The organism is Pseudomonas sp. 67(2021), from assembly GCF_017491835.1.
GTDB lineage: Bacteria > Pseudomonadota > Gammaproteobacteria > Pseudomonadales > Pseudomonadaceae > Aquipseudomonas > Aquipseudomonas atacamensis.
Genome location: NZ_JAFGYL010000001.1, coordinates 91,513 through 116,344, shown reverse-complemented (window position 1 = coordinate 116,344; position 24,832 = coordinate 91,513). Strand labels below are relative to the sequence as shown.

At 61.3% G+C, this 24,832-nt stretch carries 22 protein-coding genes; 9 read left to right on the top strand and 13 right to left on the bottom strand.

The genetic code is table 11. The features are described from left to right. Positions 1 to 85: 85 nt before the first annotated feature. Together purU and fdhA are read left to right on the top strand one after the other, a co-directional pair. Positions 86 to 943, top strand: coding sequence for a formyltetrahydrofolate deformylase (gene purU, locus J5M66_RS00520; protein WP_039757644.1), 858 nt, complete (start codon positions 86 to 88; stop codon positions 941 to 943). A 118-nt stretch (positions 944 to 1,061) separates the two neighbouring features. Next, positions 1,062 to 2,261, top strand: coding sequence for a formaldehyde dehydrogenase, glutathione-independent (gene fdhA, locus J5M66_RS00515; RefSeq protein ID WP_016772834.1), 1,200 nt, complete (start codon positions 1,062 to 1,064; stop codon positions 2,259 to 2,261). A gap of 62 nt (positions 2,262 to 2,323) precedes the next feature. On the opposite strand, the gene J5M66_RS00510 is transcribed toward fdhA, so the two are convergent. Next, complete coding sequence (locus J5M66_RS00510) at positions 2,324 to 2,632, bottom strand: hypothetical protein (RefSeq protein ID WP_024014586.1); 309 nt, start codon at positions 2,630 to 2,632, stop codon at positions 2,324 to 2,326. Positions 2,633 to 2,914: 282 nt separating this feature from the next. On the opposite strand from J5M66_RS00510, the gene J5M66_RS00505 reads away from it, so the two are divergent. Continuing rightward, positions 2,915 to 3,472 (top strand): DUF2780 domain-containing protein, encoded by a 558-nt coding sequence (locus tag J5M66_RS00505; RefSeq protein ID WP_041476745.1) that lies wholly within the window; start codon positions 2,915 to 2,917, stop codon positions 3,470 to 3,472. 1 nt (position 3,473) lies between these two features. Here the strand turns inward: J5M66_RS00505 and J5M66_RS00500 are convergent, their stop codons facing one another. Continuing rightward, positions 3,474 to 4,361, bottom strand: coding sequence for an acyltransferase (locus tag J5M66_RS00500; RefSeq protein WP_207807490.1), 888 nt, complete (start codon positions 4,359 to 4,361; stop codon positions 3,474 to 3,476). Between the two features lie 258 nt (positions 4,362 to 4,619). Between J5M66_RS00500 and J5M66_RS00495 the strand changes: the two genes are divergently transcribed. The 4 genes from J5M66_RS00495 (at position 4,620) to creD (ending at position 8,794) form a co-directional block, all read left to right on the top strand. Further along, positions 4,620 to 5,126 (top strand): ATP-dependent zinc protease, encoded by a 507-nt coding sequence (locus tag J5M66_RS00495; RefSeq protein WP_016772839.1) that lies wholly within the window; start codon positions 4,620 to 4,622, stop codon positions 5,124 to 5,126. A 69-nt stretch (positions 5,127 to 5,195) separates the two neighbouring features. After that, positions 5,196 to 5,876: a two-component system response regulator CreB gene (creB, locus tag J5M66_RS00490; protein WP_024014583.1), complete on the top strand. Its 681-nt coding sequence runs from the start codon at positions 5,196 to 5,198 to the stop codon at positions 5,874 to 5,876. Further along, entirely contained in the window at positions 5,876 to 7,294 is a 1,419-nt protein-coding gene (gene creC, locus J5M66_RS00485; protein ID WP_207807489.1) for a two-component system sensor histidine kinase CreC, read from the top strand. Before creB ends, creC begins: the two co-directional genes overlap by 1 nt. A 132-nt stretch (positions 7,295 to 7,426) precedes the next feature. After that, positions 7,427 to 8,794, top strand: a complete 1,368-nt coding sequence (gene creD, locus J5M66_RS00480; RefSeq protein ID WP_207807488.1) for a cell envelope integrity protein CreD — start codon at positions 7,427 to 7,429, stop codon at positions 8,792 to 8,794. A gap of 181 nt (positions 8,795 to 8,975) precedes the next feature. Here creD and J5M66_RS00475 read toward each other — a convergent pair whose 3' ends face one another. The 8 genes from J5M66_RS00475 to J5M66_RS00440 all read right to left on the bottom strand — a co-directional run bounded on the left by J5M66_RS00475 (position 8,976) and on the right by J5M66_RS00440 (position 18,163). Continuing rightward, positions 8,976 to 9,605, bottom strand: coding sequence for a glutathione S-transferase (locus J5M66_RS00475; RefSeq protein ID WP_123443813.1), 630 nt, complete (start codon positions 9,603 to 9,605; stop codon positions 8,976 to 8,978). A 162-nt stretch (positions 9,606 to 9,767) separates the two neighbouring features. Further along, complete coding sequence (locus tag J5M66_RS00470) at positions 9,768 to 9,947, bottom strand: hypothetical protein (RefSeq protein ID WP_016772844.1); 180 nt, start codon at positions 9,945 to 9,947, stop codon at positions 9,768 to 9,770. Further along, entirely contained in the window at positions 9,944 to 11,074 is a 1,131-nt protein-coding gene (locus tag J5M66_RS00465; RefSeq protein ID WP_207807487.1) for a PepSY-associated TM helix domain-containing protein, read from the bottom strand. The genes J5M66_RS00470 and J5M66_RS00465 overlap by 4 nt, the downstream gene beginning before the upstream one ends. A gap of 74 nt (positions 11,075 to 11,148) precedes the next feature. Further along, positions 11,149 to 13,575, bottom strand: a complete 2,427-nt coding sequence (locus J5M66_RS00460) for a TonB-dependent siderophore receptor (protein ID WP_125925483.1) — start codon at positions 13,573 to 13,575, stop codon at positions 11,149 to 11,151. Between the two features lie 259 nt (positions 13,576 to 13,834). After that, positions 13,835 to 14,809 carry a FecR family protein gene (locus J5M66_RS00455; RefSeq protein WP_024014577.1) on the bottom strand — a complete coding sequence of 325 codons (975 nt, stop codon included), beginning with the start codon at positions 14,807 to 14,809 and terminating at the stop codon, positions 13,835 to 13,837. Continuing rightward, positions 14,806 to 15,282: an RNA polymerase sigma factor gene (locus J5M66_RS00450; protein WP_189691481.1), complete on the bottom strand. Its 477-nt coding sequence runs from the start codon at positions 15,280 to 15,282 to the stop codon at positions 14,806 to 14,808. The genes J5M66_RS00455 and J5M66_RS00450 overlap by 4 nt, the downstream gene beginning before the upstream one ends. 242 nt (positions 15,283 to 15,524) lie before the next feature. Beyond that, positions 15,525 to 16,232, bottom strand: a complete 708-nt coding sequence (locus J5M66_RS00445) for a 3'-5' exonuclease (protein WP_207807486.1) — start codon at positions 16,230 to 16,232, stop codon at positions 15,525 to 15,527. Beyond that, positions 16,229 to 18,163 carry a putative nucleotidyltransferase substrate binding domain-containing protein gene (locus J5M66_RS00440; protein WP_306662997.1) on the bottom strand — a complete coding sequence of 645 codons (1,935 nt, stop codon included), beginning with the start codon at positions 18,161 to 18,163 and terminating at the stop codon, positions 16,229 to 16,231. Before J5M66_RS00440 ends, J5M66_RS00445 begins: the two co-directional genes overlap by 4 nt. A 255-nt stretch (positions 18,164 to 18,418) precedes the next feature. Here J5M66_RS00440 and J5M66_RS00435 point away from each other — a divergent pair, with 255 nt between their 5' ends. After that, on the top strand, positions 18,419 to 18,865 hold the full coding sequence (locus J5M66_RS00435) for a response regulator (RefSeq protein WP_123443819.1): 447 nt from the start codon (positions 18,419 to 18,421) through the stop codon (positions 18,863 to 18,865). Positions 18,866 to 19,068: 203 nt separating this feature from the next. On the opposite strand, the gene J5M66_RS00430 is transcribed toward J5M66_RS00435, so the two are convergent. Then, the gene (locus tag J5M66_RS00430) at positions 19,069 to 21,246 is read right to left on the bottom strand and encodes a malate synthase G (protein WP_207807485.1); all 2,178 of its coding nucleotides are present in this window, start codon (positions 21,244 to 21,246) and stop codon (positions 19,069 to 19,071) included. A 623-nt stretch (positions 21,247 to 21,869) separates the two neighbouring features. On the opposite strand from J5M66_RS00430, the gene J5M66_RS00425 reads away from it, so the two are divergent. Then, on the top strand, positions 21,870 to 22,388 hold the full coding sequence (locus J5M66_RS00425) for a glycine cleavage system protein R (RefSeq protein ID WP_016772854.1): 519 nt from the start codon (positions 21,870 to 21,872) through the stop codon (positions 22,386 to 22,388). A 222-nt stretch (positions 22,389 to 22,610) separates the two neighbouring features. Here the strand turns inward: J5M66_RS00425 and rarD are convergent, their stop codons facing one another. After that, positions 22,611 to 23,498 (bottom strand): EamA family transporter RarD, encoded by an 888-nt coding sequence (gene rarD, locus J5M66_RS00420; protein ID WP_041476730.1) that lies wholly within the window; start codon positions 23,496 to 23,498, stop codon positions 22,611 to 22,613. Positions 23,499 to 23,702: 204 nt separating this feature from the next. Continuing rightward, positions 23,703 to 24,677 (bottom strand): serine/threonine protein kinase, encoded by a 975-nt coding sequence (locus J5M66_RS00415; RefSeq protein ID WP_207807484.1) that lies wholly within the window; start codon positions 24,675 to 24,677, stop codon positions 23,703 to 23,705. Positions 24,678 to 24,832 lie beyond the last annotated feature (155 nt).

Below are 24,832 nucleotides of genomic sequence, written 5' to 3'. Positions count from 1 at the left end.
GGGACGGTCCGCGTCCCAAGAGCGGACGCAGAGCGTCCATGGCGGCATTCCCACGCAGAGCGTAGGAACGATCAGAGGAAAAAATATGAGCCGCGCCCCAGACACATGGATTCTGACCGCCGACTGTCCCAGCGTCCTCGGCACGGTGGACGCGGTCACGCGTTTTCTGTTCGAGCAGGGCTGTTATGTCACCGAGCACCACTCGTTCGATGACCGCCTCTCGGGGCGCTTCTTCATTCGCGTGGAATTCCGTCAGCCCGACGGCTTCGACGAGCAATCCTTCCGCGCCGGGCTGGCCGAGCGCGGACAGGCGTTCGGCATGCTCTTCGAGCTGACCGCGCCCAACTACCGGCCGAAAGTGGTGATCATGGTCTCCAAGGCCGATCACTGCCTCAACGACTTGCTCTATCGCCAGCGCATCGGCCAGTTGTCTATGGACGTCGCGGCGGTAGTGTCCAACCATCCGGATCTCAAGCCGTTGGCCGACTGGCATCAGATTCCCTACTACCATTTCCCTCTCGACCCCAACGACAAACCGGCGCAGGAGCGTCAGGTCTGGCAGGTGATCGAAGAGGCCGGCGCCGAACTGGTGATCCTTGCCCGCTACATGCAGGTGCTGTCGCCGGAGCTGTGTCGCAAGCTCGACGGCAAGGCGATCAACATTCATCACTCCCTGCTGCCGGGCTTCAAGGGCGCCAAGCCGTATCACCAGGCCTACAACAAGGGCGTGAAACTGGTGGGCGCGACGGCGCACTACATCAACAACGATCTCGATGAAGGACCGATCATCGCCCAGGGCGTCGAGGCGGTGGATCACAGTCATTATCCCGAAGACTTGATTGCCAAGGGCCGGGATATCGAAGGCCTGACCTTGGCGCGGGCGGTCGGGTATCACATCGAAAGAAGGGTGTTCCTGAACGCCAACAGAACTGTCGTTCTTTAGCGCAAGCTCCAAGCTCCAAGCCGCAAGAAAAAGCGGTCAGCACACTTCTTGCGGCTTGTAGCTTGCCGCTTGAAGCTCAATCAACTCTCTACCCAACAACAAATATAGAGGTGATGGCATGTCTGGCAATCGTGGTGTGGTGTATCTCGGCGCTGGCAAGGTCGAAGTACAGAAAATCGACTATCCGAAAATGCAGGACCCGCGCGGTCGCAAGATCGAACACGGGGTCATCCTCAAAGTGGTCTCCACCAACATTTGCGGCTCCGACCAGCACATGGTGCGCGGCCGGACCACGGCGCAGACCGGTCTGGTGCTGGGTCACGAAATCACCGGCGAGGTGATCGAAAAGGGCTCCGACGTCGAAAACCTGAAGATCGGCGATCTGGTCTCTGTTCCGTTCAACGTGGCTTGCGGGCGCTGCCGTTCCTGCAAGGAGCAACACACCGGCGTCTGCCTGACCGTCAACCCGGCCCGTGCCGGCGGCGCATACGGTTACGTCGACATGGGCGACTGGACCGGTGGCCAGGCCGAATACGTGCTGGTGCCGTACGCCGACTTCAACCTGCTGAAACTGCCGGATCGCGACAAGGCCATGGAGAAAATCCGCGACCTGACCTGCCTCTCCGACATCCTCCCGACCGGTTACCACGGCGCCGTCACTGCCGGCGTTGGCCCGGGCAGCTCCGTGTACATCGCCGGCGCCGGTCCGGTCGGTCTGGCCGCTGCCGCTTCCGCACGTTTGCTCGGTGCGGCGGTGGTGATCGTCGGCGACGTCAACACCATCCGCCTGGCCCACGCCAAGGCACAGGGTTTTGAGGTCGTCGACCTGTCCAAAGACACCCCGCTGCACGAACAGATCGCCGCGCTGCTGGGCGAGCCGGAAGTAGATTGCGCGGTGGACTGCGTCGGTTTCGAAGCACGCGGCCACGGCCACGACGGCGTCAAGGCCGAAGCCCCGGCCACGGTGCTCAACTCACTGATGGGCGTGGTGCGCGTTGCCGGCAAGATCGGTATCCCGGGCCTGTACGTCACCGAAGATCCGGGCGCCGTCGACGCCGCGGCGAAAATGGGCAGCCTGAGCATCCGCTTCGGCCTGGGCTGGGCCAAATCCCACAGCTTCCACACTGGGCAGACTCCAGTGATGAAGTACAACCGCCAGTTGATGCAGGCGATCATGTGGGACCGCATCAACATTGCCGAAGTGGTCGGCGTGCAAGTGATCAGCCTCGATCAGGCGCCGGAAGGTTACGGCGAGTTCGATGCGGGTGTGCCGAAGAAGTTTGTGATTGATCCGCATAAGTTGTTCAGTGCGGCGTAAGTTCTACCCATGTAAAAAGGGCAGCCGATCGGGCTGCCCTTTTTCGTTCTGTGTTCGACCAGTTATTTAAAGGCGCATTTGCGGGCGTCACCATCCTTGGTTGCACACTCATCACCGGTCCAATTGCTACCGGTGGCTTGAACCGGAGTGTCGTTTCTGTAGCCAGCCGAGACGCCAAGGTCTGCCTCACCTTCGTATCGGCAGATGACAACTGAATTGGCAGTGTCTTTATCTTTAAGTCGGGCAGAAGTGAAGGTGACATCTTCGGCGCCTTGCGCATGAGTCACTGATATCGTTGGGCAGGTTGCAGCATAGGCAGTACTCATCATGGTCAGACCAAGCAGGGTGCCAGTGACAATTTTCAACTTCATCTTTTCGTACTCCGTTACGTAATTGGAGTGGAGATATTCACTTGCATCGTTATGACTGCCAACTGTCAGATCTGACAGTTGGTTAGTTCCAATCGAAATAAATAGTCGGGTTTTCAGTGTGAAGTCGAATAGTGAAGTGGCTATTCAACGATTGAACAATTCATTTTGGTGAGTGCGTAGAGAAGGGGATGCGCCGCGAGGAACATGCCGCCCAATACCCGGTCAAACCGGCAGTTTCGTCGCCGTTGTCCGGTGGCAGCTTTTTCCCAAGAGGATGTCTGAATGAAGATTTCACGCGGTTTTGCCCTGGCATCGCTCCTGACTCTGGCCGCCGGGCCGGTGTTTGCCGGTTTCAGTTTGAACGACGTGGCCGGTGCGGTAGCGGGGATGCAGGGTGGTGACAAGGCGGCCGCTGCGGCGCCGACCTCGGAGACCGCTGGTTTGTTGAGTGCGCTGAGTGCGCTGGACGTCACGCCGGAGCAGGCCGTTGGCGGTACCAGTGCGATGCTCGGGCTGGCGAAGAATCAGTTGAGCAGCACCGACTACTCGCAACTGGCCAAGGAAGTGCCGGGCATCGACAAGCTGTCCGGTGGCAGCGGCAATCTGGCGGCGCTCGGGGCGTTGCTCGGTTCGTCCGGCAAGTCCGCTGGCCTTGAGAATGCGCTGGGTAATGTCAAAGACAGCAACGACCTCAACAACGCGTTCAGCGCGCTGGGCATGGACAGCGGCATGATCGGCCAGTTTGCCCCGGTGTTGCTGCAATACCTCGGTCAGCAGGGCGTCGGCGGTTCGCTGTTGAGCAGCCTGGGCAGCATCTGGGGTGTCGGCACCGGCACTTGAGTCAGCCGCGCTCGTTGCGCAGTTCGGCGATGCGCTGATCCTTTTCGATCCAGAGCTGGTTGACCCAGTTCTGGACGTGTTGGCGAAAGGCCGGATCTTTCTCGTAATCGCCCTGCCACAGCGCCGGGTCGAGTTCGCGGGTCCTGATGTCGATGATCACTCGCGGCACGTTGCCGCTGATCAGGTCCCAGAAGCCCGGGATTTTTTCCTGCGGATACACCACCGTCACATCGAGCATCGCATCGAGTTGTTCACCCATCGCCGCCAGCACGAACGCCACGCCGCCGGCTTTGGGTTTGAGCAAGTGGTTGAACGGTGATTCCTGCTGGGTGCTTTTCGCCAGGGTGTAGCGCGTGCCTTCCAGATAATTCACCACCGTTACCGGCTGGCGCTTGAACAGCTCGCACGCCGCTTTGGTGATTTCCAGATCCTTGCCCGCCAGCTCGGGGTTCTTTGCCAGAAAGGCTTTGGTGTAGCGCTTCATGAACGGGTAATCCAGCGCCCACCACGCCAAGCCCAGGAACGGCACCCAGATCAGCTCTTTTTTCAGAAAGAATTTGAAGAACGGCGTGCGCCGGTTGAGGGTCTGGATCAGTGCCGGAATATCGACCCACGATTGATGGTTGCTGACCACCAGATAGGACGTGTCGCGGCGCAGATCGTCGCCGCCGCGAATGTCCCATTGCGTGGGTATGCACAGCTGGAAGATCAGCTTGTCGATCTCGGCCCAGGTCTCGGCAATCCACATCACCGTCCCTGATGCGTAATCCCGCCAGCGCCCGGGTGCGACAAGTTTGAGCAGGGCAAACACCATCAATGGCCCGATCAGGATCAGGGTATTGAGCAACAGCAGCAGGGTGACGAAACAGCCGGTGAGCAGGCGGCGCATAAGCAACTCTATGAAGTGGCAGGGGCGAGCCATGATAAGCAGCTTCGCGCAGCAGGCCAAATCGGCGCTGACGAATGTTTCTCTTCAGTCCCGTTAACCTGATCGTTCCCACGCTCTGCGTGGTAACGCCGCCCGGGACGCTCCGCGTTCCCTGTGACGCAGAGCGTCACTGGATGCATTCCCACGCAGAGCGTGGGAACGATCAACCGCGCGACGGTCTAAAATCCCGTTGCCCAACCTCCCAAGGAAACCCCTTACGTGAAATCCCTCCTTGCTCTGTTTGCCCTCGTTGCGCTGCCGGTCATGGCCGCCGAGCCGACGCTGTACGGTCGCTACGAATACATCGCGCTGCCGGAAATCGGTGGCGAAGTGCTCAAGGCCAAGATGGACACCGGCGCGCTGACCGCCTCGCTGTCGGCCAAGGACATCGAGACCTTCACCCGTGATGGCGAAGACTGGGTACGTTTCCGCCTCGCCACCAAGGACGCCAGCAACAAGGTGTTCGAGCATAAGGTCGCGCGGATCAGCAAGATCAAAAGCCGTTCCGACGAGGACGATGAAGAGCGCGACAGCAGCGATGTCGCCAAGCGTCCGGTGGTCGATCTGGAACTGTGCCTGGGCAACGTCAAGCGCACCGTCGAGGTCAACCTGACCGACCGCAGCCACTTCAACTATCCGCTGCTGATCGGCGCCAAGGCCTTGCGCGAGTTCGGCGCGGCGGTCAATCCGGCGCGGCGTTACACCGCCGACAAGCCTGACTGCTAAGTGGTCTGATTGACGTAACCCCGGGCTTGGGGCACCGTTCGCGCACTCACTGCCACGGGCTCGGACGCCATGCCGCACATCCTGATTGTCGAAGACGAAGCGGCGATTGCCGACACATTGATTTTTGCCTTGCAGGGCGAGGGGTTCAGCACCACGTGGCTGAACCTCGGCGCGGCGGCGCTGGAGCATCAGCGACAAACCCCGGCCGACCTGATCATTCTCGATATCGGTCTGCCGGACATCAGTGGCTTCGAAACCTGCAAACAATTGCGGCGCTTCACGGAAGTGCCGGTGCTGTTTCTCAGCGCCCGCGACGCCGAGATCGATCGCGTGGTGGGCCTGGAGATCGGTGCCGACGATTACGTGGTCAAGCCGTTCAGCCCGCGTGAAGTGGCGGCGCGGGTCAAAGCCATCCTCAAGCGCATGGCGCCGCGCGCAACCCTGGAAGCAGGCTCAACGCTGTTTCGCATCGATGCCGAACGCGTACAGATCAGCTATCGCGGCCAGCCGCTGAGCCTGACCCGCCATGAATTCCGCTTGTTGCAATGCCTGCTCGAACAACCTGAGCGGGTGTTCAGCCGCGAGCAATTGCTCGATGCGCTGGGCGTAGCGGCAGACGCCGGTTACGAGCGCAGCATCGACAGTCACATCAAAAGCCTGCGCGCCAAGTTGCGCCTGGTGCGCGCCGAGGCCGAGCCGATCCAGACCCATCGCGGCCTCGGTTACAGCTATAGCCCGGGGCACAGCTGATGTCGCTGGGGCTGCGGATTTTTCTGGTATACGTGCTGTTTGTCGGCCTGACAGGTTATTTCGTCCTCAACACGGTGATGGAAGAAATTCGCCCCGGCGTGCGTCAGTCCACCGAAGAGACGCTGGTGGACACCGCCAACCTGATGGCTGAAATCCTGCGCGACGATTTCAAGGCCGGCACCCTCAGCGAGAACCGCTGGCCGCAATTGCTCCGCGCCTATGGCGAGCGGCAGCCGCAAGCGACCATCTGGGGCTTGCCGAAAAATCAGGTCAACCACCGCATCTATGTCACCGATGCCAAGGGCATCGTCGTGCTCGACTCCAGCGGCGTCGCGGTCGGCCAGGATTATTCGCGCTGGAACGACGTCTACCTGACCCTGCGCGGCGAGTACGGCGCGCGCTCCAGCCGCAGTGATCCTGACGATCCGAGCTCTTCAGTGATGCACGTCGGCGCGCCGATTCGCGACAATGGCAAGATCATCGGCGTGGTCACCGTGGCCAAGCCCAACAGTTCGCTGCAGCCCTACGTCGATCGCACCGAGCGGCGCTTGCTGTTTTACGGCGCCGGACTGATCGGCCTCGGCCTGCTCTTCGGTGCCTTGCTCTCATGGTGGCTCAGCCGCGCGCTGCACCGTTTGACCGGTTATGCCCAGGCGGTGAGCGAAGGCCGGCGCGTGGAAGTGCCGCACTATCGCGGCGGCGAACTGGAGCAACTGGCCACAGCGGTCGAGCAGATGCGCACGCAGCTCGAAGGCAAGGCCTACGTCGAGCGCTACGTGCACACCCTGACCCATGAATTGAAAAGTCCGCTGGCGGCGATCCGGGGCTCAGCGGAGCTGTTGCAAAGCGAGATGCCGCCCGTCCAGCGTTTGCGCTTTGTCAGCAACATCGACAGCGAAAGCGCGCGGATGCAGCAGTTGATCGAGCGCCTGCTTAATCTGGCGCAGGTGGAACAGCGCCAAGGGTTGGAAGAAAGGGTGGCAGTGCCGCTGGCGCTGTTGGTCGCAGAACTGCTCAAGGCGCAGGCCGCGCGGATCGAGGGCAGACAACTGCGTATCGAGCAAGCGATCGGCGAGGATCTGCTGTTGATTGGCGAGCCGTTTCTGCTGCGCCAGGCGTTGGGCAATCTGCTGGAAAACGCACTCGATTTCACCCCGACGTCGGGGCTGTTGCGCTTGAGCGCCGAGCGGGTTGGCGAGCAGATCGAGTTCCGCCTGTTCAACCAGACCACGCCGATTCCCGATTACGCCTTGCCGCGTTTGACCGAACGCTTCTACTCGTTGCCGCGCCCGGACAGCGGACGCAAGAGCACCGGGCTGGGGCTGAACTTCGTTGAGGAAGTGGTCAAGTTGCATGGCGGGGTGATGCGCATTGGCAATGTCGAGGGCGGGGTTGAGGTAGTATTGCGCTTGCCGTGAGACCCCGTTGCTGCCTTCGCGAGCAGGCTCGCTCCCACAGGGAATGCATTCTCCACACAATCTCCATATTTCCCCCCACACTGCCACCACACCGCATCAGCAGACTCCTCCCATCCAAACAGGGAGAGTCCCATGAACAAGAATCTGACCATCAAACTCGGCGCGATCGCCTTGCTGATCCTGCTGTTGCTGATCCCCTTGCTGATGATCGACGGCATCATCGATGAGCGTCAGCAACTGCGCGACGGTGTGCTCGAAGACATCGCGCGCAGCTCCAGTTACAGCCAGCAACTGACCGGGCCGGTGATGGTGGTGCCGTATCGCAAGGTGGTGCGCACTTGGAAAACCAACGAGAAAACCAACAAGCGCTACGAAGAAGTCAGCGAAGCGCGCGGGCGTCTGTACTTTCTGCCGGAGCGTTTCGAACTCGACGGCCAGGTGCAGACCGAGCTGCGCAAACGCGGCATTTACGAGGCGCGACTGTTTCACGCCGATAACCGTATCGACGGGCATTTTTCCCTGCCGGCGCAGTTGGGCATCAAGGAAAATTTTGCCGATTACCAATTCGACGCGCCGTTCCTTGTCGTCGGTATCAGCGATATTCGCGGTATCGAAAACGCGCTGAAACTCGAGCTCGGCGGCCAGCAACTGGATTTCGTGCCCGGCAGCGAAGTGGCCTGGATCGGTGAGGGCGTACACGTGACCCTGCCGGCGCTCGACGCCAGCAAAGCCACGCAACTGACCTTCGGTTTCGACCTGCGCCTGCAAGGCACCGGCTCGCTGCGTGTGGTGCCGGTGGGCAAGACCAGCAGTGTCAGCCTCGCCGCCAACTGGCCGCACCCCAGCTTCGTCGGCAACTTCCTGCCGGCCAAGCGCGAGATCAACGATCAGGGTTTCAGCGCCGACTGGCAGACCTCGTTTTTCTCCACCAACCTGCAAGAGGCGATGGAGCGCTGCGTCGCTGGCGACTGTGATGCACTCAACGGCCGCAGCTTCGGCGTGAGCTTCATCGACCCGGTGGATCAGTACCTGAAGAGCGATCGGGCGATCAAATATGCGCTGCTGTTCATCGTCCTGACATTCGCCGGTTTCTTCCTCTTCGAAGTGCTGAAAAGCCTGGCGGTGCACCCGGTGCAATATGCCCTGGTCGGTGTTGCGCTGGCGTTCTTTTACCTGCTGCTGCTGTCGCTGTCGGAACACATCGGTTTTGCGCTGGCGTATCTGTTGTCGGCGAGTGGCTGCGTGTTGCTGATCGGCTTCTATGTCAGCCACGTCCTGCGCAGCGCGCGGCATGGCTTGAGTTTCTCGGCCGGGCTGGCGGCGCTGTATGGCCTGCTGTACGGATTGCTCAGCGCCGAGGATTACGCGCTGTTGATGGGCTCGCTGATGCTATTCGGTCTGCTCGGCGTGTTCATGGTGCTGACGCGCAAACTGGACTGGTACGGGATTGGTTTGAAGTCCGCCAAGCCGCTGGAGTTTGATGTGGAGGCGATGCAATGAGCGGGTGGCTTGGGTTACGCGAGGAACAGCGGGAAGCGGAGGTTTTGGTGACGCTGCTTATTGCGTCACTACCTCCGAAACCGAGTTGGTGCATTCGCGAGCAAGCTCGCTCCCACATTGGAATGTGGTCAGCTGTGGGAGCGAGCCTGCTCGCGAAGAGGCCGGAACAGGCAGCGCAGCTTTAGGGCTTGGGCATCGTCGCCACCATGGACGGTCGCTGACTCACCTCGAAATACCAGTTGGCCAGTTGCGGATTGGCTGCACGCCAGTCCATGTCCGGGAAGCGCAGATCCAGATAGCCCAGCGCGCAGGCCACGCTGATCGCCGCGACATCGAAGTGGCTGGTCAGCTCGGCAATCGCTTCGCTCTCCAGCACGGCGAGGGCGCGGCGGATCTTGTCGCGCTGAGCGTCCAGCCATTCATCCCAGTGTTTTTCCACCGGGCGCAGGACGGTTTCATAACGCACCATCACCGAGGCATCCATGATCCCGTCAGCCATCGACGCCAGGGTCAGGCGCCGCCAGCGCGCCGCACCTTCACGGGGGATCAGCGGATTGCCGACGTGCTGCTGGTCGAGGTACTCAAGGATGACGCGGCTGTCATGGATGACATTGCCATCGGCCAGGCGCAGGGCGGGGATCTTGCTCAGCGGGTTGTCGGCGATCAGCGCCGGGTCCGGGCTGACCGGGCTGAGCACGCAGTCCTGCAGCGCGACACGATCCTGCTGACCGGTTTCGTGCAGCAGCACCATGACCTTGCGGACAAAGGGCGACAGGGTGTTGTGGTACAGGGTCATGCTGGGGGCGGACATGGCAAGGTCTCGATCAGGACAATGATTGGGCAGCATAGCCTGCTCGCGTCCGGCGCAGAACCCATGTGGGAGCGAGCCTGCTCGCGAAGGCGTCGTGACAGTCGACTTTGATGTTGAGGGTCCGGGCGCTTTCGCGAGCAGGCTCGCTCCCCCAAGGGATTCTCAGCTTCGCGGCAGAAAACCTCTTATCGCCAGAAATGCCGGCACACCAAGCCCGACCCAGCTCAACGCATCCCAGATTCCATCCCCCAGCAACGCCGCAAACAGCCCCGCCGCACTGAGCAGGGCGATCACGATCGGTGTGCTGAAAACCTTCCAGAAACTCGACTGACGCGGCTTCATGCCGAGGCCTCCGCCGGTTCCAGAACAGGCTTGGCCGCCTTGCGCCGCACTACCCAAAGATAAACGCCACTGGCCAACACAATGATTGTCAGCACATCCAGGGTTGCCCAGAGAATCTTCATCGGCATGCCGCCGTAGTCACCAAAGTGCAGCGGCTGCGACATGCCCATGGCGTCCATGTACCACGGCCGTTCGGCCACGGCGGTGACTTGCAGTGTTGTGGCGTCGATCAGCACCGGCGTCAGCAGGTGCGACGTCAGGTGCGTGCCGCCCTTCATGAACACCGAATAATGGTGCTCGCTGGAAAAGCGCGTGCCGGGGAAGGCGATGAAATCCGGCTTCATCCCCGGTGCGACTTCCTCGGCGATGTCGAGCAGCCGCGTAGCCGGCGCCAGTTGGGTCAGCGGCGGCGCATCGCGATACGGCGCTATCAGCGTGGTCAACGCGTCGTTGCGCCAGGCGGCGATGAGCAGGTCGGCGCAGGCACTGATCACCCCGGTCACGCCCACCACCAGGCACCAGGTCAGGGTCACGACGCCAATCAGGTTGTGCAGATCGAGCCAGCGCAGGCGGGTGGATTTGTCCTGGCGCACGGTGCCGAACTTCAAGCGGCGCATGAACGGCAGGTATAGCACCGTGCCGGAGACGATCGCCACAACAAACAGCAGCCCCATGAACGCCAGCAGCAGCTTGCCCGGCAGCCCGGCGAACATGTCGACGTGCAGACGCAGGATGAACAGCATCAAACCACCGTTGGCCGAAGGGGTTTCCAGCGCTTCGCCAGTACGCGCATCGAGCATGAAGGTGTGCGAAGAGTTCGGCTCGGTGTCGGCCGTCCTGGCCATGATCGCGAACGCCGCGTTCGGCTCTTCGTCGTCATAACCGAAGTACTGCATGACTTCGCCCGGGCGATGCTTCTGCGCCGCCTCGACCAGTTGCTGCAGGTTGAGTTGCGGCGTGTCGGCCGGCATCTCGCGCAGCTCCGGGGCGTTGCCCAGCGCGTGATCGATCTCGTGGCTGAAAATCAGCGGCAGACCGGTCAGCGCCAGCATCAGCAGAAACACCGTGCAGATCAGGCTGGTCCAGGTGTGGATAAACGACCAGCGGCGGATGGTTTTACTTTTCATTGCATGACCTTCAAAAACACCGAAGCCGCCCGGTTCGGACGGCTTGGTAACAGGGCCTGTTTCAGCTCACTGGCTTACCACTTGTAAGTGGCGCTGGCGACGACACTGCGCTGGTCGCCGTAGTAGCAATAGAAGCTGTCGCAGGTGGAAATGTAGTCCTTGTCGAACAGGTTGGTCGCGTTCACCGCCAGCGATGCACCTTTGAGACTGTTGTCCAGACGGCCCAGATCATAATGCACGCTGGCGTCGAACACGGTATAGGCATCGGCCTTGCCCAGCCAGGTGTTGGCCTTGTCGCCGTAGGTGTTGCCGGTGTAGCGCACGCCGGCGCCAATGCCGAAACCGTCGAGCACGCCGGCGTGCCAGGTGTAGTCGGTCCACAGCGAGGCTTGTTGGTTGGGCATCAGTTGCAGGCGGTTGCCCTTGTCGACGCCTTTCTGCACTTCGGATTTGGCCAGGGTGTAGGCGGCGATGACTTTGAGGTTGTCGGTCACATCCGACACCGCTTCGAGCTCCAGGCCTTTGACCTTCACTTCGCCAGTCTGGCTGGTCACCGAGACGTTGTTGACGAAGGTGTTCACCGCGACGTTCTTTTGGGTCAGGTCATACACGGCGGCGGTCAGCAGGGTCTTGCTGCCCGGAGGCTGGTATTTGATGCCCAGTTCCCACTGCTTGCCTTCGGTTGGCTTGAGCGAGCCGGTCGAGGTGGCATCGGCGCCCGTCGTCGGCTGGAACGACTCGGCGTAGGACAGGTACGGCACGAAACCGTTATCGAAGACGTAGCTGAGCGCCGCGTTGCCGCTGAATTTCTTGTCACGCTGAGTGTTGGTGGCGTCGCTCTGGTTGATGAATTGGGTGCTGGTGTGCACCCAGTCTTCACGGCCGCCGAGGGTCAGGCGCCACTGGTCGAGAGCCATTTGGTCCTGCACGTAGAGACCGGTCTGGTAGGTCTTCTGGTTGTAGTCGTAAAACGCCGTGGAGCGCGCCGGACGTACGATCGGCTGGCCGTAGATCGGGTTGATGACGTTGGTTTGCAGACCATCGCCAAAGATCGAGGTGTAGTTGGTGTTGCTGCGCTGGTGATCCAGACCCAGCAGCAAGGTGTGGCGAATGTCGCCCGTGGCAAAGTCGGCCTGGAAGTTGTTGTCCACGGCAAACTGGCTGATGTCTTCGTCGACGCTGGTGCTGGTGCGGCCGACGTTGCCTTCTGCATCCACGGTGGTGAACGGGTAGGAACCGGGTGTCAGCGACTGGAACGACAGGTCCGACTTGGTGTAGCGCAAGTTCTGTTTGAACTGCCAGACATCGTTCAATCGATGTTCGAAGGCATAACCCAGCGCGTAGTAGGTGCGGTCGTAGTATTCCCAATCCGGATCGCCGAGATTCTTGTGATGGGAAATATCACCGAGCGGCGATTTGATTTTGGTGCCCTGAATGGGCAGAAACTGGCTGGTGATGCCGGTGTCGTCGCGGGTGAACTGGCTCAGCAGAGTGAGTTTGGTGTCGTCATCGATGTTCCAGGTCAGGCTCGGCGCGATGTTGTAGCGCTTGTTGTCGACGTGGTCGACCTGGGTGCCGCTGTCGCGCACCACGCCGCTGAGGCCATAGAGAAACTGCCCGGCGTCATCGATCTTACCGGTGCTGGCGAAGTTGATCTGGCGGTGATTGTCGCTGCCGTATTGCAACTGGATTTCGCTGCTGGCTTCAGCGCTCGGGCGGCGGCTGACCATGTCGAGCAAACCGCCCGGCGGGGTCTGGCCGTACACCGACGAGGCCGGACCGCGGAGCAGGGCGAGGCGGTCGAGGTTCCAGGTTTCCTGTTTCGGGTTGGCGTACACGCCTTTGGGCAGCGGCAGGCCATCGAGGAACTGGGTCGGTTCGAAACCGCGCACGCGCAGCCAGTCGGCGCGGGTGTCGCTGCCGTAGCTGCTGGCGGTGATGCCCGGCATGTAGCGCACCGCGTCATCGAGGCTGTGCACGCTGCGGTCGTCCATTTGCTGACGGGTTGCCACCGAAATCGAACGCGGTGCTTCGACCAGCGCGGTGTCGGTCTTGGTGCCGGCGGCGGTGCGAGTCGCGGTGTAGCCTTCGACCGGGCCCCAGGCGCTTTCGAAGTTTTCCACGCCGATGACCGAAGTTTCCGGCAGGGCCAGCGTGCCTTCCGGCACGGCCACCAGGGTGTAAGTGCCGGCGCTGCTCTGTTCCAGCTGCAGACCGGTGCCGCGCAAAGCCGCGCGCAGGGCACCGGCGGCGTCGTACTGGCCGTTGACCGGCGCCGAGGTTTTGCCGGCGGCCAGCGCAGGATTGAGCGACAGGGCGAGGCCGCCCTGGCTGGCGATCTGGTTCAGGGTGGTCGACAGCGGCGCCGCCGGCAGGTTGTAGGCGCGCACGCTGGACGCTTGCTCAGCGGCGAGCAACGGACTGCTGATCAGCGGCGTGCCGAAAGCGATGGCAAAAGCCAGCAGACTGGGGCGCAACAAGGTGTCTGGCGAACGGGACATACGGCGGCTCCTGAATGGAAATATTTCTCAATTGCCTGTGTGCCGGACGAGATTGGAAAAGTGATAGGGCTGGGTGGAAATTCTTTTTTTGTTGGAAATGGTTGTGCGGCTGATGGCGCCTTCGCGAGCAGGCTCGCTCCCACATTGATCGTTCCCATGCTCCGCGTGGGAATGCCTCATTGGACGCTCTGCGTCCGCTTCGGCAGGGACGCAGAGCGTCCCGGGCTGCATTCCCACGCAGAGCGTGGGAACGATCATGTCAAGGGGCGGAGGGCTGCGCCTTCGCCACGGTGACCCAATACGGCGTATGCCGCTCGATCTGCACCGGCAGAGTCGGCAGCAATGCACTCAGTGCCTTGTCGGTGTCATGCAACGGAAAACTGCCGGTAATGCGCAGATCGGCCACTTCCGGCGCCACGCCCAGATGCCCGCGACGATAGCGCCCCAACTCGTGCACCAGATCGCCCAGCCGGGCGTTGTCCACCACCAGCATGCCGCGCGTCCAGGCATCGGCGCCGGGGGCGAGGGCGGCAATCGAGCCCAGCCCGTCACTGCGCAACAGCACCTGCTGGCCTTCGCGCAGAACCAGTTCTTGCGGGTTGGCCTGGGCATGGGCCGCGACCGCCGACTGCAACACGCTCAGGCGTGTGCCATCGTCCTCGCGCTTGACCAGAAACCGCGTGCCCAGCGCGCGCATGCTGCCTTCGCGGGTTTCGACGATAAACGGCCGCGCGTCGCCATGCCCGGTCTCGACGAGAATTTCGCCTTCCTGCAACACGATCAAGCGGCGCTCGTCATCGAAGCGTACGTCGACCGCGCTGTGGGTATTGAGGTTGAGCAGAGTGCCGTCGGACAGGCGCACGGTGCGCTGTTCACCGGTGGCGGTGCGCTGATCGGCGAGCCAGTAATCCAGCGGCAGGTAGCGCTCACTGACAAACAGCCCGAGCCCGATGATCACCACGACACTGGCCAGCCCGCTGCCGAGTTTGCGCACGCGCCGGCGAATGCCTTCGCGCGATTGCAGCAACGCGCTTCGGGCCGGGCCCTTGGCGACGCTGAAGCGCTGATCGAGCATGCCCAACTGACGCCAGGCACGGGCATGTTCTTCATGGGCGGCATGCCATTTAGCGAATTCTTCACGCTCCAGCGCGGTGCTCGAATCGAGGGTCAATTGCCAGGCAATCGCCGCGTCCAGCACATGCGCCGGCACCGGGCGCGAACTGGCCGCCGTCATGTCGGCTCACCGTACAGGGCGATGTAGCACTGGCGCAGGCCTTGGGCCAGATACTGCCGCACGCGCGGTACCGAGACACCGAGTTTGTCTGCGATTTCGGCGTGGCTGAGGCCGTCGAGGCGGTTATACAGGAAGGCCGCGCGGGCCTTGGTCGACAACTTGCCGAGCAGGCGATCGATGGCTTTGAGGTCGTCGAGGATCATTTGCTGTTCTTCCACCGAAGGCTGCTCGTCTTCGGGGATCAGCATCAGTTCGGTGAGGTAGGCCTGTTCCAGCGCGGCGCGGCGGAAATAGTCGAACAACAGGCCTTTGGCGATCGCCACCAGAAACGCCCGAGGTTCGCGCGGCGTAAGCAGTTCGTCGCGGTTGAGCAAGCGCACGAAGGTGTCCTGGCTCAGGTCTTCGGCACGCTGCGGACACGCCACATTGCGCCGCAACCACGCCAGCAGCCAACCGCGATGGTCGCGATACATCGCACCGACGAGCTCACTGTGGGGGTTGGGCACTGACGACACCGGACATCACCGATTGGGAAATGTTAACTAACGAGAATAGTTCGCGATTCTGGCAGAGGTGGGAATGGTTAGCAATTGGCCACTGGTCAGGTGATAGGGCTGCATGCCTCTGTAGGAGCTGCCCAAGGCTGCGATCTTTTGATCTTGCTGTTTATAAAATCAAAAGATCGCAGCCTGCGGCAGCTCCTACAGGGGTAGCGCTAGAAAGAGTGAGTTTGCTGCCGCCGCTTCCACTGGCTCAACCGCTGCTGCAACTGCAACGGACTGTAAATCTGCTGCGCCCGCGCGCGGCTGAACAGAATCAATGCCAACTCCGCCGTGGCCAGTGCATCGGCACTCGCGTTATGCCGCTCGAACACTTCAAGCCGGAACCATTCGATCCACTCATCCAGCCCGGCCTCGCGAATCTGCGCCTGCGGACACAGAAACGGCGCGATATCCGCCACATCCAGAAACACATGTTGCAGCTTGTGCCCCAAGTGCTCCTTCACTGCGCGCCCGAGCATGTGCTGATCGAACGGCGCATGAAACGCCAGCACCGGGCTGTCGCCGATGAATTCCAGCAACTCCAGCAACGCTTGCGCCGGGTCGCTGCCTGCGGCAATCGCATTCGGCCCCAAGCCATGAATCAGTACGCTGGGGCTGAGCTTCAGTTCGCGACATTGCAGTGTGCGCTCGAACTGTTGGCTGAAATCGATCGCGCCGTCCTCGATCACTACCGCGCCGATCGACAGGACCCGATCCTTGCTCATATTCAGGCCGGTGGTTTCCAGGTCCAGCACCACCCAGCGCTGCTCGCGCAGGCTGCATTCGCTCAGCTCGGCAAGCGCCGGCAGCTTTGCCAGCCGCTGCTGCAAGTCCGCCGACACCACGGGGCTGGCCGGGCGTAGCCAGGAGAACAGGCTCATAGCTGATACCGCAAGGTCAGGCTGCTTTGCAGGCGCTGCGCCTGGCGCAGGGATTCGCGCAGGATACGTCGGTCGAGATGATTGAGGCTGTCGGGATCGACGCGGTTGGAGTACGGCTGATTTTCCCGGGTTTGCAACTGATGCTGCTGCATCCGCGTTTGTTGAATGAAGTGATAGGCCTCTTCATACGCCGCGCCGTCGAGCGGCTCGATGACCTCTTTATCGACCAGTTGGCGAAAGCGTTCGAGGGTGTTGTTGGCGTCAATGCCATTGGCCAGCGCCAGCAGACGGGCGCCGTCCACGAACGGCGTCAGGCCCTGGATCTTCAGATCCAGCGTAGCTTTCTCGCCGTTCTTGCGGGCCAGCACGAATTCACGGAAGCGCCCAACGGGAGGGCGATTGCGCAGCGCGTTCTCGGCCAGCATGCGCTGGAACAAACGGTTGTCAGCGACTTGATCGAGGATGCCCCGGCGCAATTGCTCGCAGCCTTGCTCATCGCCCCAGACCACGCGCAGGTCGAAATAAATGCTCGAGCCCAGCAGGTTCTCCGGCGTGGCTTCGCGGATGAACGCCGCGAAGCGCCGCGCCCATTCGGCCCGCGACAGACACAGCTCGGGATTGCCGGCCATGATGTTGCCCTTGCACAGAGTGAAACCGCACTGCGCCAGGCTCTGGTTGATCTGCTGGGCAATCGGCAGCAGCTTGCCGCGAATCTCTGCCGCGTGCGCGGCATCGCGGGCATCGAACAGGATGCCGTTGTCCTGATCGGTGTGCAGCGTCTGCTCGCGCCGGCCCTCGCTGCCGAAACACAGCCAACTGAACGGCACACCCGGGTCGCCCTTTTCCGCGAGGGTCAGTTCGATGACCCGGCACACCGTGTGATCGTTGAGCAGGGTGATGATGTGGGTGATTTGCGTCGACGACGCGCCGTGGGCGAGCATGCGCTCGACCAGTTGGCCGATCTCGCCGCGCAAGGTCACCAGTTGTTCGACCCGTTGCGCGCTGCGGATGGTCCGGGCCAGGTGCACCAGATCGACCCGTTGCAGGGAGAACAGGTCACGCTCGGACACCACGCCGCACAAGCGCTGATCCTTGACCAGGCAGACGTGAGCAATGTGCCGCTCGGTCATGGCGATCGCCGCATCGAAGGCACTGTGATCCGGCGACAGATAAAACGGTGAACGAGTCATGTGCTGTTCGATGGCGTCGCTGAAATCGCCGACACCTTCGGCGACCACATGGCGCAAATCGCGCAGGGTGAAAATCCCCAGCGGCGCCTTGTGCTCATCCACTGCGACGATGCTGCCGACCTGTTGCTCGTGCATCAGCTTCACCGCTTCACGCAGTGGCGTCTCGGCGCTGCAGGTCACCGGATGGCGCATCGCAAGTTCACCGAGACGGGTGTTCAGCGAGTATTGAGTGCCGAGAGTCTCCACGGCTTTTTGCTGGACTTGCTGGTTGACCTGATCGAGCAGGCTGCTCACCCCACGCAAGGCGAAGTCGCGGAAGGCGCTGGAGAGGGCGAACAGTTTGATGAACGCCAGTTTGTTCAGTTGCAGGCAGAAGGTGTCTTCGCCCGCCAGATGTTCGGTGCGCGTGGCGCGTTCACCGAGCAGCGCGGCCAGCGGAAAGCATTCGCCGGTGGTGATTTCGAACGTGGTCTCGGTGCCGGGCTTGGTGATGTGCTGGCGTTCGCCGACCACCCGACCCTGTTTGACGATATGAAAGTGTTCCACCGGGCCGTCGGCCGGTTTGATGATGCTCTCGCCCTGGGCGAAAAAACGCAGCTGACATTGCTCCACCAGATAGGCGAGGTGGGCGTGTTCCATCTGATTGAAGGGCGGGAAGCGCTGGAGGAATTGCAGGGTGCCCTGAATGTTCTGCAACACCGCGGTTTTCCCTGCCTGGGTGAAGGCGTCCGCTTTGCTCATAACCATTACCGCAGTCTTTTTCGAATTGTTGTTGTCGGATCGTTGCGACCATGGTCGACCCCGGCGGGCAGGGTGCCCATTGGACGTAAGTCTAGGTTTTGCCACCATTGGCCGATTTTCGGAAATAACCTACGCAAAAGCTCGGAAAAGCTTGCGCTAACCACTTGGAAAAAATTCCGACGAAGTGCACATTGAAGCGCTGTCCGGTGATGTCTGACGACTTGCCAGGGATTGTTTGAACATTTAGAGAGCGCCATGTCCGACCACGATATTTTGAGCGACGCCGAGCGGGAAGCGCTCAGCGCAGTGATGCTCGAACCTGATCTGCCGCCGCAGCGTGTCCTGATCGTCGACGACGACAAGGACGCCCGCGAGCTGTTGTCGGAGATCCTCGCGGTGGACGGCATTCGCTGCATGACCGCAGCCAGCGGTGAAACCGCGCTGAAAATGCTCGATGAAAAGCCTTCGATCGGTCTGGTGATTACCGACCTGCGCATGGGCAATGTCGATGGCCTCGAGCTGATTCGCCAGGTGCGTGAATCGGTACGTGCAGCGATGCCGATCATCATCGTCTCCGGCGATGCCGACGTGAAAGATGCGATCGAAGCGATGCACTTGAGCGTGGTGGATTTTCTGCTCAAGCCGATTGATACGGGGAAGCTGCTTGAGCTGGTGAAACACGAATTGGGCATAGAACCCTAAGACATATTTCGCCGCCCAGCAGATGATCGTTCCCACGCTCTGCGTGGGAATGCATCAATGGACGCTCTGCGTCCGCAGTTGTGGGACGCGGAGCGTCCCGGGCTGCATTCCCACGCAGAGCGTGGGAACGATCAATCCACCTCACAAACAAAAAGGCCCTGATCTCTCGATCAGGGCCTTTTCATTTCCAGCGTCAGCGAAAATTACAGACCATTCTTGGCCTTGAACTCGCGACGACGACGGTGCAGCACCGGCTCGGTGTAGCCGTTCGGTTGCCTGGTGCCTTCGATCACCAGTTCGACCGCCGCCTGGAAGGCGATGTTGCTGTCGAAGTCCGGTGCCAGCGGGCGATACAGCGGGTCGTTGGCGTTCTGACGGTCGACCACCGGCGCCATGCGCTTGAGGCTTTCCATCACTTGCTCTTGGCTGACGATACCGTGGCGCAGCCAGTTGGCGATGTGCTGGCTGGAGATACGCAGCGTCGCACGGTCTTCCATCAAGCCGACGTCGTTGATGTCCGGCACTTTCGAGCAGCCGACACCCTGGTCGATCCAGCGCACCACGTAACCGAGAATGCCCTGGGCGTTGTTGTCCAGTTCGTTCTTGATCTGCTCTGGTGTCCAGCTTGGGTTCACTGCCAGTGGAATGGTCAGGATGTCGTCCACCGAGGCGCGGGCACGTTTGGCCAGTTCGGCCTGACGCGCAAACACGTCAACCTTGTGGTAGTGCAGGGCGTGCAGCGCAGCGGCGGTTGGAGAAGGGACCCAGGCAGTGTTGGCGCCGGCCAGCGGGTGAGCGATCTTCTGCTCAAGCATCGCGGCCATCAGGTCCGGCATCGCCCACATGCCTTTACCGATTTGCGCACGACCTTGCAGGCCGGTGCTCAGACCGATGTCGACGTTCCAGTTCTCGTAGGCGCCGATCCACTTCTCGGCCTTCATGTCAGCCTTGCGCACCACTGGGCCGGCCTCCATGGATGTGTGGATTTCGTCGCCGGTGCGGTCGAGGAAACCGGTGTTGATGAACACCACGCGCTCGCTGGCGGCCTTGATGCAAGCCTTGAGGTTGACCGTGGTGCGGCGCTCCTCGTCCATGATCCCGACTTTCAGGGTGTTGCGCGGCAAGCGCAGGACATCTTCGATGCGCCCGAACAGCTCGTTGGTGAACGCCGCCTCTTCCGGGCCGTGCATTTTCGGTTTGACGATGTACACCGAACCGGTGCGGGTGTTGCGTCGCGAGGTGTTGCCGTTGAGGTTGTGCATTGCGGCCAGGCAAGTCACCAGACCGTCGAGGATGCCTTCCGGCACTTCGTTGCCTTGGCTGTCGAGGATCGCATCGATGGTCATCAGATGGCCGACGTTGCGCACGAACAACAGCGAACGACCGTGCAGGGTCACTTCACCGCCATTGGGCGCGGTGTAGGTGCGATCCGGGTTCATGGTGCGGGTGAAGGTCTGGCCGCCCTTGGACACGGATTCCGCGAGGTCGCCCTTCATCAGGCCGAGCCAGTTGCGGTAGATCACCACTTTGTCGTCGGCATCGACGGCGGCCACGGAGTCTTCGCAGTCCATGATCGTGGTCAGCGCCGCTTCCATGAGAATGTCTTTGACCCCGGCGGCATCGGTCTGGCCGACCGGAGTGCTGGCATCGATCTGGATTTCGAAGTGCAGGCCGTTGTGCTTGAGCAGCACCGCGATCGGCGCGTTGGCGTCGCCCTGGAAGCCGATCAACTGAGCGTCATCGCGCAGGCCGCTGTTGCTGCCGCCCTTCAGAGTGACGACCAGTTTGCCGTCAGCGATTTTGTAGCCGGTCGAATCGACGTGGGAGCCGGCGGCCAGTGGTGCGGCTTCATCGAGGAAAGCACGGGCGAAAGCGATGACTTTGTCGCCACGCACCTTGTTGTAGCCTTTACCTTTTTCCGCGCCGCCGTCTTCGCTGATCGCGTCGGTGCCGTAGAGGGCGTCGTACAGCGAGCCCCAGCGGGCGTTCGAGGCGTTGAGCGCGAAGCGCGCATTCATCACCGGCACGACCAGTTGCGGGCCGGCGGTGCGGGCGATTTCATCGTCGACGTTTTGCGTCGTCGCCTGGAAATCAGCCGCTTCTGGCAGCAGATAACCGATCTCTTGCAGGAAAGCTTTGTAGGCCACGGCATCGTGCGCCTGGCCGGCATGCTGCTGATGCCAGGCATCGATGCGCGCCTGGAAGTCATCGCGTTTGGCGAGTAGGGCTTTGTTCTTCGGCGCCAGGTCGTGAATGACCTTGTCGGCACCTTCCCAGAATTGTTCGGCGGTGAGGCCGGTACCGGGAATGGCTTCGTTGTTCACGAAGTCGAACAGGACTTTGGCGACCTGCAGGCCACCGACTTGAACGTGTTCAGTCATTGCTTGCCTCACTCTGCTCAGCTATTTCGCTTTTCAGCTCGTCAATTTAACAATGAAGCTTCTGGCCATTTAAACCACAAACCTGCGGACCAGTACATGCCATTACTGGCGGCTGGGCTAGGACCAATCAACGGCTTGGAGGCCTTGCTGACGGGGCTTTCAGGGTTGCGAAGGGCCTTGGGCAGACATCGATCCAGCGTTATGTAGTGCGCGCTGCGGCATACTACATGATGAGTTGCGCTTGTGAAAATCAGACTAATTACGTCGTTCTGCGACCTCATGACGCATTGCGGTCACGTCGCGGAACGGGATGTTCTCAAAAAAGCATTGGATTGTTCCAGCTAAATATCGAAAGTTGTACACATAATTACTGTGGGCCTGCTAAGGAGCAATTTGGGTTTAACGATTTGTGGCGAGGGGATTTATCCCCGTTGGCTGGCGAAGCCGCCCCCTGCGGTCCGGCTGGCAGACCCAATTGGCAGGACTCACGACTGCTGCGCAGCCGGACGGGGATAAATCCCCTCGCCACAGGTCATCATCTGCCAGCACTGGGTCAGGCTGAATCAATCCGCTTGCCTATACTTGCCCTTCGATAACAAAAGTCATGACAAGAGGGCTGCGCCATGGACCATCTCGTACTCACCGTTTTCGCCCCGGACAAGCCCGGGCAGGTCGAGCGCATCGCCCAATGCATTGCCGAGCACGGCGGCAACTGGCTGGAAAGCCGCATGTCACGTATGGCCGGGCAGTTCGCCGGGATTCTGCGCGTGGGTGTGCCGGCGGAGGCTTACGACGAACTGGTCGATGCCCTGCAAGCGCTGTCGGCCCATGGCATTCGGGTACTGATTGCCGAAAGCGGAGTGGAGCAGTCCTGCACGTGGAAACCGATCGCTATGGAACTGGTCGGCAATGACCGACCGGGTATCGTCCGCGATATCACTCGGCTGTTGAGCGAGCAGGGTGTGAACCTGGAGCGACTGGTAACTGAGGTGCGCCCGGCGCCGATGAGCAGCGAGCCGCTGTTTCACGCCGAGGCGATTCTGGCGGTGCCACTCACCTTGTCGCTCGACGTTCTGCAGGCGCGCCTGGAAACCCTGGCCGATGATCTGATGGTCGAACTGGTGTTACGCACAGAGGTTTAGCGCAGACAGGGTTATTCAGGTTTAACGTGCACCTGCCTGTGGATAACCTGTAGAGACAGACCGCCACGCCACGCCGGCCGTGGCTTTGCGCAGGTTGATCAAAAAACCGCCAGCATTCAGTGACTTGCGCACAAACGGCGGGGATCACGCTGTGGATAAGCTTGGGAAGGAACGATGCAGGCCACGAGAACCGTGGCCTGCAGAGGTTTGTGCGTTTTTTGATCAGGCGCGCCGGCGCAAACTTATCCACGCATCAACGCTATAGACCGCCAGGCCGGCCCAGATAAACATGAACGCAACCAGCGTGCTGGACGACAAATGCTCGCCAAACAGCAGCACGGCTTGCAGCAACACCAGCGTCGGCGCGATGTATTGCAGGAAGCCGATGGTGGTGTAGGGCAAGTGGCGGGTGGCGGCGTTGAAACACACCAGCGGCACCAGTGTCACCGGGCCGGCGGCCACCAGCCACCAGGCTTCGGAGGTGGTCCAGAAGGCCGGCTGCACACTCGTCGCAGTCTGATTGAACAGCAACCACGCAATCGCGATCGGCACCAGCATCCAGGTTTCCACCACCAGCCCCGGCAGCGCCTTGACCGGCGCCTGCTTGCGGATCAGACCATAGAAACCGAAGGTCAGCGCCAGCGCCAGCGACACCCACGGCAGACTGCCGACCTGCCACACCTGCTGCGCTACGCCGATGGCCGCGAGACCGACCGCAACCCACTGCATGCGCCGCAGCCGCTCGCCAAGGATCACCATGCCCAACAGCACGTTGACCAGCGGATTGATGTAGTAACCCAGACTCGCCTCGAGCATGCGGCCGTTGTTCACCGACCACACGTAGGTCAGCCAGTTGGCCGCGATCAGCGTGCCGCTCAAGGCAAGAATCGCCAGGCGCTTGGGATTGTCGAGCAACTCGCGCAGCCAGCCCGGGTGTTTCCACACCATCAGCAGCAACGCACCGAACAGCGCCGACCACAGCACCCGATGGATGATGATCTCGACGGCCGGGACTTCGGCGATGGCTTTGAAATAGATCGGGAACAGGCCCCAGATGATGTAGGCGCTCAGGCCCAGAATGTACCCGCGACGCGGGTTGGCGGCTTGCATGCAGAATCCTTGCTCAGGCAGCTGACAAAGGAGGGATTGTAAGGAGATTTGTCCGCGAATGTCGTAGACCAATGTTCATAGAATTGTGAACAGCGATCTTGTGGGAGCGAGCCTGCTCGCGAACGCGGTCTGACATTCAACATCGATGTTGCCTGAAATGACGTCTTCGCGAGCAGGCTCGCTCCCACAGGGTTCAGGTTTGAATCAGAAGAGTTTCAGCGGTTCTTCATTCAGTGCCGCCAACTGTTCACGCAACGCCAGCACCTGGTCGCCCCAATACCGCTCCGTGCCAAACCACGGAAAGCTGTGCGGGAACGCCGGGTCGTCCCAGCGCCGTGCCAGCCAGGCGCTGTAGTGCATCAGGCGCAAGGCGCGCAACGGTTCGATCAGCGCCAGCTCGCGCGGGTCGAAATCATGGAACTCGTTGTAGCCGTCCATCAATTCCGACAACTGGCCGAGACATTCCTGGCGATCGCCGGCGAGCATCATCCAGATGTCCTGCACCGCCGGGCCCATGCGGCAGTCGTCGAGGTCGACGATGTGGAACATCTCGTCGCGGCACATCATGTTGCCGGGGTGGCAGTCGCCGTGCATGCGGATGTTCTGGTGCGGCGTGGCGGCGTAGACATCTTCGACGCGTTTGAGCAGGTCGCGGGCAACCGACTCGTAAGCCGGCAGCAGGCTCTTTGGAATGAAATTGCCTTCGAGCAGGGTGTTCAGCGAGGCATGGCCGAAGTTTTGCACCGCGAGGGCTTCGCGGTGCTTGAACGGCTTGGTACCGCCCACCGCATGCATGCGCCCGAGCAACTGGCCGAGGCGATACAGCTGATCAAGGTTGCCCGGCTCCGGCGCCCGGCCACCACGACGCGGGAACAGGGTGAAGCGGAAGCCGGCGTGCTCATGCAGGGTTTCGCCGTTATGAATCAGCGGCGCTACCACCGGAATGTCGATGTCGGCCAGTTCGAAAGTGAACTGGTGCTCTTCGATTATGGCCTCGTTGGTCCAGCGCTGCGGACGATAGAACTTGGCAATCAGCGGCTCGGAGTCTTCGATACCGACCTGATACACACGGTTTTCGTAGCTGTTGAGCGCCAGAATGCGCGCGTCGCTGAGGAAACCGATGCTTTCAACGGCATCCAGGACGAGATCGGGGGTGAGGGTTTCAAACGGGTGGGCCATGCTGACTCCTGCGCGCAGCAGGCTGCTGCGTCCGGCTCGGCATGGTAGCGCAGATGGCAGCGCGAAGGGTGTTGGTGTCTTCCCGGGCCTCTTCGCGAGCAGGCTCGCTCCCACCTTGGAATGCGATTGCCTGTGGGAGCGAGCCTGCTTGCGAA